This window comes from Flavobacterium sp. YO12 (assembly GCF_004119495.1).
In the GTDB taxonomy this organism is placed as follows: domain Bacteria; phylum Bacteroidota; class Bacteroidia; order Flavobacteriales; family Flavobacteriaceae; genus Flavobacterium.
The window spans coordinates 1-10,341 of sequence record NZ_NRQU01000099.1; the positions used below are offsets into that span (position 1 = coordinate 1).

Annotated in this window: 6 protein-coding genes; all 6 read right to left on the reverse strand. The window is 36.2% G+C overall.

Annotated features, from left to right (window positions below; translation table 11 throughout):
* Positions 1-3,968: PKD-like domain-containing protein (locus BOW55_RS19770; protein WP_206733631.1), on the reverse strand; the 3,968-nt coding region annotated here is incomplete at its 3' end.
* 100 nt (positions 3,969-4,068) lie between these two features.
* A complete protein-coding gene (locus tag BOW55_RS21715) occupies positions 4,069-5,244 on the reverse strand; it encodes an OmpA family protein (RefSeq protein WP_371414547.1) in 1,176 nt (391 codons plus the stop codon).
* A complete protein-coding gene (locus BOW55_RS21720) occupies positions 5,199-5,747 on the reverse strand; it encodes a hypothetical protein (RefSeq protein WP_371414548.1) in 549 nt (182 codons plus the stop codon). Before BOW55_RS21720 ends, BOW55_RS21715 begins: the two co-directional genes overlap by 46 nt.
* Positions 5,748-6,018: 271 nt before the next feature.
* Positions 6,019-6,957: a type IX secretion system membrane protein PorP/SprF gene (locus tag BOW55_RS19780; protein ID WP_129026078.1), complete on the reverse strand. Its 939-nt coding sequence runs from the start codon at positions 6,955-6,957 to the stop codon at positions 6,019-6,021.
* 94 nt (positions 6,958-7,051) lie between these two features.
* Entirely contained in the window at positions 7,052-8,314 is a 1,263-nt protein-coding gene (locus BOW55_RS19785; RefSeq protein ID WP_129026080.1) for a gliding motility-associated C-terminal domain-containing protein, read from the reverse strand.
* Positions 8,315-8,591: 277 nt separating this feature from the next.
* A partial coding sequence (locus BOW55_RS21620; RefSeq protein ID WP_206733633.1) for a tail fiber domain-containing protein occupies positions 8,592-10,341 on the reverse strand: 1,750 nt, incomplete at its 5' end.

A 10,341-nucleotide genomic window follows, 5' to 3' on the forward strand; every position in this document is an offset into this window, starting at 1 on the left:
CTGTTTACAAGTGCTGTTCCTGCCGAAATTACATTTCCGCCATTTGCGGCATCATACCAAGTTACATTACTTTCGTTTGTAACTAAATCAGAAACCAAAGCATTTGATGCTGAACAAAACTCTTGTGCTGCACTTCCTGTTGGTGTTCCTGCATCAGAAACTCTTACCACTACTGGCATTCCTGTAGTTGTTTCGCATGCATTCTCTCCTTTAACTGTTACATAATATGTAGTTGTAACTAAAGGATTTGCATTATAAGCTGCATCAACAGCCAAAACATTTGTTAAGGCAGCATCGCTGTACCAAGTAAATACAGGATTAATTACTGTAGCACTACTTGCAGTTAGTATTGTTGTTTCTCCGATACAAATATTTTGGTCTGCAATTTTATTCATTGCTCCTGCTGGATTTACTTCAATAGTAAATACAACTGGAGTACCTGAACAGCCTGATGCAGTTGGTGTTACTGTTATAGTAGCAATTTCAGATGAATCGCCTGTATTGCTTGCTGTAAATGCAGGTATATTTCCTGTACCAACAGTTGCTAAACCAATTCTCGGATTATCGTTTGTCCAGCTATATGTAGTCCCTGTTATGTTACTATCAAAATTAATTTCTGAAACGATATTATCGTTACAAACCTTTATATCGGCTGGTTTAGTCAGCACTATATCAGGATTTACAGTAATGGTAAAAGTAAACGATCCTGCACCACAATAAGTACCAATAGGGTGTACGGTTACCGTTGCCGTTACAGGTTGTGTTCCTGTGTTAATCGCTGTAAAAGAAGGCATATTAGGACTTGAAATCCAATTATCTTCCAGACCAATAGTCCAATCATCGACGCTCCAAACATATAAAGTTCCTGCAGAATTACTATCAAAATTAATTTCTGGAAAAACACATTGATTACCTGTTATTTGCGGTGTTGGCGGCGTTACTACCAAAGCAGGGTGAACTGTTACATGTACTTCTTTGGCTGTACCTGGTAAATTTTCGCAGACATTATCTCCTTTTACAGTAACATAATAGCTTTTATCGGTTGTTAATTCTGGTGTTGTAAAACTAGCTCCAACGCCTAAAACATCAGTTAAATCAGCATCACTATACCAAGTAAAAATAGGATTAGTGATAGTTGTACTATCTGCATTTAGTGTTGCAGTATCATCAAAACAAGTATCTACTGCATCGGCAGTAATATCTGTTGCTGTTGCAGAAGGATTAAGCGTTACTGCTACTGCTCTGGCTTCAGCTGGAATGCTTTCGCAAATATCGGCATTTTGTACCGTAACATAATAGGTTGTATTTGCTGTTAATACAGGTGTATTATAATCGGCACCTGTACTTAAAACATTGGTCAAACCAGCATCACTATACCATGTAAATAAAGGATTTGTAATTGTAGTACTTGTGGCTTGCAACGTAGTTGTTTCCCCTGAACAAATAGTTTTGTCTGTTGCTAAAACATCTGCAAGAACTGCCCTGTTTTTTAGTTTTACCTCTATCACATCTGTAACAACACAACCAGAACGAGTTGTTACTTTTACTGAATATTGTCCTGCTTGTGGATTACTAATTACCAAAGTACTTCCTGTTTGAGTTGTTCCGTCGGGTAGTTTCCATTCGGCAGCTGTTATTGGTCCTATTGATTTAAGAGATAAATTCAATGCATCTGAATCACATAAATCATTAGTTCCCTGAATTATATTTCCTATGTTGCTTATATAATCCATTTTAAAATTAGTCTCTAATGCTGTCGGATAACAAGCTGTTTCAACCTTTACCATATAATCTCCTGCTGTAAGATTAGGAAAATCGGATGAACTCTGTCCTGTAGCTGGATAATTAGCATCAGAAGCTTTTTTTAAGTAATAAACTGGTGACGTGGCATTTTTTACCACAACACTTAAGGTACCTGTTGTGGCTCCTGTACAAATTGCGCCTCCAGAACCATTCATATCAAATACTGGAAATTCTGACTTAACATTTAATTCCCATGGTCCCCCAATTACATTTGTTGGAGTATAATAATCGACTAGGTTTATTTTATAAAGCCCCGTAATATCACCTCTAAAAGTCGCTGTAACTTCTGGCGTAGATGACATTCCCCAGCTATAAGCACTATTAAATACAATAGCATTGGTGTGGGTATAACCTGCCGGTCCATCAATTACCTTAAATCCTAGTTGGGGTGCTTTAAATACATCTTCGAAAGCATTAGTTGGGTATGGTCTTAATATTCCTCTATTATTAATTTTGTATTCGAATGTTTTTATATAACGATCGCAGGCTACTGGATCAGGTGTAATGGTAGAGGTAACCGAAATACTATCAATTACTCGATCGAGTGTAATAGGAAACGTTTTATCATAGCATGTCGCTGCAGATGTTACACGAACAGAATAATCACCTAAAACTAGATTATCTGACAATAATGTACCAACAAAGCTGTCCGATTTAACAACTATTTTTTCCATATAAAATCCGTTCGGACCTGTAATAGCCACCGTATATGGCTTTGGCAGAGCGTAATCTCTGATACCAATTTGGCTTCTGCCGAAATTTTTAAAATCGGCCATACTACCTAATTCAACAGATAATTCATCCTGATTTGCAGGTCGGAAGTTTACAGGATCAATAAATATTTCACTTCTTGAATTCAAATTTACTCTTTGTCCTCTTGTTATATTTATATAAGAAAACCTATTTAATTCGCTTCCATTTGCATCAGTAAATTTTAAAATATAAGTATTTCCAAGGGCTAACTGGGCTTGAAAATCATTTTGATTTGCACTTGTTATGGTATATTGTTGTGGAAGTTCTGCCCCATTTTTTTCGGTAATAGTCAAAGTAAGAGGATCGCAAAAACCTGACAATAATGAGAATCTTGATAACGTAACATATCCTGTTGGAGCACAGAGTGTATTTGCAGCATCATCGGCCACATAAAATGTTATCGCTCCATTTTCAATGGGTTTAGGTAAAAAATCATTTCTTCTTGAGGGTAAATTGTAAACTGTGGATTTTTCAACTCCGCAATTACTCACCCATAAAGTCATTGGTTTCCATGAGTTTATATCTGTTGGCAGAGGGTGTTTGTATGTTCTAAGTTCATCGCGAGTCATGTAGGCCGTTTTTATACCATCATATTCTACCGCATACATTGGTGTAATTCCAGGTGCCAGACTTATCGGATAAACATCGTTACCTGTAATTACAGGAATCCCAATCCCGCCTGCATAACTAAAATCATAATAAGCATCGCTTACAGGATCACATATAGATCCTGTGCTGTCGTGCGTAACTTGTATGGCACCAGGCCAATACCAATTCGTAGGTGTAGAAACGGTAAAATCATAAACAATATTTGGCGCAATAACAAAAGGACTATTACTGTTTACCACAGTTCCACAATTATCTTTTACCCTAATTTTATAGGTTCCAGCTGGCATAGCAGGGAAACTTTGACTTCCACTAGAAACAGCTTCTCTTACTACAACATCATTAGTGTCTAATACTGTAACGGTATAGGGCGCTGCACCGCCATTTGGTATAACCCACATTAATGCCCCAGGATCTGAATCTGTACCGCAATAAGCCAATCGAGTAGAAAAAACGTTACTTATCGTTAATGTTTTTTCTGGTCCGTTATTAGGTACAACAACCTGTTTTGTAATAGGAGTTGTACCATTATTGTCATCATACACGCCAACGGTATAAGTACCCGGGGCTAAGTTTAGAAAAACAGGATTATCTTGCGGAATTCCTATTACGGATCTTACTGTTATTCCTGAATAATTTACCAATTCGTATTGTACGTGTCCAACTTCATTGGAAACTGTCACGGTAATTGAACCGTCATTTACACAGAACACAGGTGTAGCTACTGTTGTAAAATCGAGCCCTTGCGCGGCAGTAATTAATGGCAGAAAGACAAAAAAGGATATTAGTAATTTTATATTTTTCATTTTTTTTTATTTAATAGAAGCATCACTTACCCTTCTTTAATCGATAAAAAGAATGAGCTTTATTTTATGTGATAAAATAGCTTCTTGTTTTTTTTCAGACTTACATGGCAGTAATTATAAACTGACTTCTTCTGTTTTGTTGATGCTCTTCTTCAGAACATGCTACGCCATCGGCACATTTATTAACCAGCTCACTTTCCCCATATCCTTTGGCGGTTAATCTGTTTTTGGCAATACCGGATTTTACCATAAAATCCATAGTTGCCTGTGCTCTTTTTTGCGATAACATAAGGTTGTACGATTTAGAAGCACGACTGTCTGTATGCGAAGTAATTTGCAGTTTCATAGTAGGGTGCTGATTTAAAACTGCTATAATTTTACTTATATCCAAAGCTGCGTCTGGGCGGATATCAGATTTATCTAAATCGAAATAAATTCTCTCAATGGCAAAAACTTTGGCTAAATCTGTTCCCGGAGTTAGTTTTTTGATGTTCTTTTCTAGAGCAATCTTTGCCTCTATTTTTCCGTTTTCTGATGATATATACTGCTTTTGTTCTTCAGTACGATATTCGTCTTTTGAAACTCTTATATAATATGTTTTTCCAGATTCGGCTTTGTCATAACTAAACTTTCCTTTGTCATCAGTCGAAAGCTCTTTTACCACATTCATCTGCTCATCCAGTACTAAAACTTTGGCTCCAGCCAAAAATCCCTGAGTTTCCTTGTCGAGAACAGTTCCGTCTATTGACTGTGTATTTAATAGTTTTCTAGTTTCGGTAAAACTGTATATATCATCATATCCCTTCCCTCCTTCACGATTAGAAGAAAAATATCCAGTGTTAGTATTGGTATTGATAACAAAGGCAAAATCATCCATTGCACCATTTATTGGCATCCCTACATTATTTGGTTTTTCAAAACTTCCGTTTGGATTCATTTTGGAAACAAAAACATCTAAACCTCCTAATCCCGGATGCCCGTTAGAAGAAAAATAAAGTTCATTTTCGGCAGATATAAACGGAAAGGTTTCTTTGCCCTCTGTATTTATAGTATTACCGAGATTTTCAGGATTTCCGTAACGATCATTTCCATAAATTGCAACTTTATAAATATCTGATTCTCCTATAGTTCCTGGTCTGTTAGAAGCAAAGTACAATGTTTTCTCATCTGGACTCAATGCGGGATGTGCTGTACTAAAATCATCGCTGTTAAAAGGAAGCTCTTTTACATTTACCCATTTACCATTTTCCAGAGTGGCTTTATACAGCTTGAGCAAAATTTTACCTTCTGTATCTTTCCCTTTTTTCCGTTATTGTAATTGTTTCTGGTAAAATATACAGTTTGACCGTCTTTTGTAAAAACTGGTGTTGCCTCATTAAATTTAGAATCGATAGTACTAGAAAAAGGCTGCTGTTTTTCTAAGTTACCATTTGCATCTATTTTGGCTGTATACAAAGTAGAAAAAGCCTGATTGTTCCATTTCTGAATGCGCTTTGTAGTCCCTTGTCGTTCGCGCGAACTTGCAAATACAATTTGATTCTTAAAAAACGATGTTCCGTAATCTGATAATTCAGAGTTTATTTCAAGATTATGTATAGTAAAACGTCCTGAATTTTCTTGAATTACTGCATAATAATCTTTGTTTGATTCGTATAATTTTGCCCTTGAATCGTTACCGTTTTTTACATTAAATGCATCTAACATTTTATTAGCCGCAGCGTAATCTCCCACAGATTTTAACGTTTGTGAATAACGATAATAGTACTCTGGATCTACCATTTGATTGAGCGAAAAAAGTTCAGCGTACCAATTATTTGCCTGTGGTAATTCGGCATTGAAATAATAAGCATTTCCTAATTTCTGAAATAAATCGGCTGATTTATACCCTTTTTCAGCTACATTTTCATAAATCTTGATAGCATCAATATAGGCTAGCTGCTCATACTGTTTTTCAGTCTTTTTTTATTTTATTGTTTTGAGCATAACTTCCCCATCCGAAGATTATGATTAAGGCGCTTAGTCGTATTTTTAGTTTCATAATAGTATTTGTTTAGAAGAATCTTGGTGAAGTAATCTTATCGAATTTCTTAAACAACTCAAATCGAAGAAAAATCTCGTGTGATCCTGAATTATAGTTGGCTAATTTTGTTGTTTCGGCATCATAAGCATAACCTATAAATAGTCCGTCGCTTACCTGAAAACCAACTAATGCGCTCAATGCAGCACTCCAACGATAGGCAACACCGGCTGTAAATTTTTCGTTGAATAAAAAATTGGCTGATAAATCGACTTGTAAGGGAGCTCCTTCTGTCATTTTTACCATTGTTGATGGTTTGAATTTTAGATTATAATCTAAATCAAAAACATGTCCCGCCATTAGGTAATAATGAACTTGCTCTCTGGCAAAAAATGTAGAAGATCCATCGTAGTTTACAGATCCATCAAAGTGTTTGGTTTGCAATAATGCTGGAGCAGAAAGTCCTACATAAGTATTATCTGAATATAAATACACTCCCGCCCCAACGTTTGGCGAAAATTTATTGGCTATATTCTCCTGGAATCTTGGATCAGAAGGATCATAAATATCCAATCTTGTATAATCTATATTTATTAAATTGGCATTTCCTTTTACTCCAAAAGCTAGTTTGTATTGATAAGAAACATCAATAGTGTATGACATATCTACTGCTAGATTTGTTTCGTTAGATGGGCCAATCTTATCATTAAAAAGGGACACTCCTAAACCTACTTTCGAATTTTCGATAGGCGTATGCATCGAGAACGTTCCTGTTTGAGGCGCTCCTTCCAGCCCAACCCATTGCGAGCGATAAAGTGCAAAAATGCTCATTACATCTCGAGAACCTGCATAGGCAGGATTGACAATACTAGGATTGTACATGTATTGTGTATACTGCGAATCTTGCTGTGCGCTTGTATAATTAAAAGCGAGCAAAAGAATTATTATTGATAGTATCTTTTTCATATTCATTTTAATCATTTATTTAAGAGTAAATTCGGAATCATAGATTGGTAAGGTTTGTTTAATGCCTTCTTTATGGCTCCGCTATTCGTAAACTTGTTTTTTAATTATCCTGATTTACATACAGATAACCTGATTTTTCTTTGACTTTCGTTTCTGTTTTATATTTTAAGATGTAGAAATAGGTTCCTGTTGGCAAACCCGCGCCTCGGTTAACTGTTGCACGCCCATCTGAGAATCCTTTAAAAACACGATCGCTTTCATTATAACCTTGGGTTTGATAAACCAAAACTCCCCATCGATTATAGATTTCAAGACTATTGTCAGGATATTTATCAATGCCTTTTATATGGAAAAAATCATTTTTATTATCGCCATTTGGTGACAACGCATTGTAAACAATTAAATCGTCTAGTTCTTCAGGAGCCTTAGTTACTCTGGCTAGTGTAAAAATGCCGTAACCAGAAACTTTGGCGGTTACCATTCTCTGTGCTTCATCTGTAACTCCGCCTTCAGAAATCCATTTTTTTTCGGCAGTATCCCATCTTACAATTTGAATTGCAGTCCCTGCCATTTCCTGATAGATAAAAGATGGCGTTGTATCTGGATTTAAGGTTAGTGTAAGTACAATATCGGTAAGACCATTATCTTTTGTTATTTCCCAATATTCTTTATCATTGATTAATTGAATATTATCTTGTTTGCTGCTGTGAGGATAATTAGCATCTGAGTTTTGTAAAAAATAATGTGCCGTATATGCATCTGAATTATCACCTGAGTTTCCGTGTATAGATGGACGATAATAATTTGCATCTCCAACAGGAAATTCAAATGCTGCCGTTCCTATTTTAGTAACTCTGCCGTCAACAAAACTGTTGTTACTTGTATTGGAATGTGTTGCATTACTTTCGAAAATTACTTTTCCGTTGTAACTATCAGCATCAATTATTCCTCTTTGAAAATTAGAATTACCTGAAACAGAAATATCTGTCGCTAGTAAAAATGGAGTCGATGCATAAGAATTGTTGAACGTAACATTTTTAAAACGAGAGTAAACAACAGTTGAAGGTATTTCTCCATCTATAATTTGTTCTTCTTGTCCTGTAAAATAAGTAGTTCCTTGTTGCGAAGGTGTAAAACTTACCTTACCATCATTGGTCCAATGATTGAAAATATGCACCTGTCCGTCATTAATAAATTCTCCTGTGGCAGCATTTTTAAAATCAAAATGTACCGAAACTAAAGTTCCAGAAGTGACTTTAATTTGATCAGGATTTAATAATTGTGCCTGTACACTAAAGACTGGGGGAAAAACGACCAAAATAAGTGTCGTTATATTTTTAATAAATGGAAATCTATTTTTCATAAAAATTCAATTTAATGCCTGTAAGCAGATTAGAAATGAATGCAGGCTTTTGTCGATACTCCCTTTCGGCAGTTGTAAAGCCCGATATTTATATTACAAAGTGACGAAAATCAGGAGCCTAAAAACGTCCAAAAAACACCATATTAAGGTATTTTTGTTCTTGTAAAATCGGGTAAACCAAGTGGTTTTGTGTTTAAAATCAGTAGTTTAATAAAACGACTGATTTTAAACTTATAAAAAGAGTACAGTCTTTACTAAAGACTGTACTCCCATTTACTTATTTTTTTGCTATAATTTCTTGCATTAATTTTTTAAGTGCATTTAATTCTTCTTGCTGCTCTTTTTGATTTTTTTGAAGTGACAAGATTTCATTTTGTTGCTCTTTTACCGCTTCTACCAATACTGGTATAATTGTAGTATAAGAAACAGAGTAGTATCCTTTGTCATCAACTGTAACAGCTTCTGGCAACACTTTTTCAATATCCTGAGCAATTACTCCTAACTGATGTCTTTGATCAAAACTCATTTCTTTAAATTCATCTGCTTTCCAGTTGTAACCTACCCCATCAATTTTCATTATTTTATCTAATGCATTTGTGATTGGAGCAATGTCTTTTTTAAATCTTCTGTCTGATGATTGCGACCAAGTTGTTGTTCCTCCCGCTGCACCATTTACATAAAATCTAAATGAAGTATTAGCATTCATCTGATTTATTGCAAAACTGCTGCTTACTCTGTCGTAAACAAAAACTCTATTAGTAAAGAGGTTACTACCATTTATATGAACTAGTTCAAAAATATCGTTACCTCTTCCGTTAAGTGAGGCTCCTAAGATCCATCTGTCATTTGCAGCACTTCTAATAAAATTAAGTTCCGCTGGATTGTTATAATTTCCTGTTGAAAGCCCATTATTAATGTGCATCACATTACTTCTAATAGTACCTACAACATCTAGTTTTTGACCTGGATCCAGTTTTCCAATACCAACATTACCATTACTAGCAATAGACATACGTTTTGCATTATTAGTCCAAAAGTCTAATCCCCATTGGTTTCCATTTGTTGTTGTTCTATTTGATGTAATTCCTTCACCACTAGTAGTAGTACCAAAATATAAACCTGTTCTGGTTGTTCCGTTACCTGCCTCTTCACTATCTATTTGTAGTGATTTAGAAATTACCGCATTACCTACAACACTCAATTCTTTACTTGGATTATTAGTCCCAATACCTATTCTACCCATTTGGTAAATATTCTGGGTATTTGAAGTTGCTTCATTTGTTGTACCCGCTACTCGCCAAGGTTCCAAAAGCCGTATGTTCGCAGGTCCCCAGTTACTTCCATTCCAAGCTAAAACTTGATTTCCTGTTGGTACCGTAGTACTTATAGGGTGACCTTGCAATTGGTTAGCGTTCCACAAATTTGTAGTGTATAAAGCAGAAATGATATGTTTTGTATTATCAACTGCTATTCCTGCACCAGCGGTATAAACTGGCGCTGGATTTCCTGCATCTCCTTTTGGTCCTGTTGCTCCAGTTAACCCAATTAGTCCTTGTGCTCCAGTTAAACCTCTTGCGCCTGTCGCTCCAGTTGCTCCAGCATCACCTTTATCACCTTTCGCACCTGTAGCACCAGTTGCTCCAATGTCTCCTTTGTCACCTTTTACTCCAGCGATACCTTGCAAACCTTGTGCTCCTGTTGCACCTGCATCTCCCTTATCTCCTTTTGCACCTGCAGCACCAGTTGCTCCAATATCTCCTTTGTCTCCTTTTACTCCAGCGATACCTTGCAAACCTTGTGGTCCAACTGCACCTACATCTCCTTTATCTCCTTTTACACCTGCAGCACCAGTTGCTCCAATATCTCCTTTGTCTCCTTTTACTCCTGCAATACCTTGTAATCCTTGCGGTCCAACTGCTCCGTCAACTCCGTCTTTTCCATCAGCTCCGTTAGTTCCAGCAATACCTTGCAAACCTTGCGGTCCAACTGCTCCATCTTTTCCATCAGCTCCGTTTGTTCCAGCGATT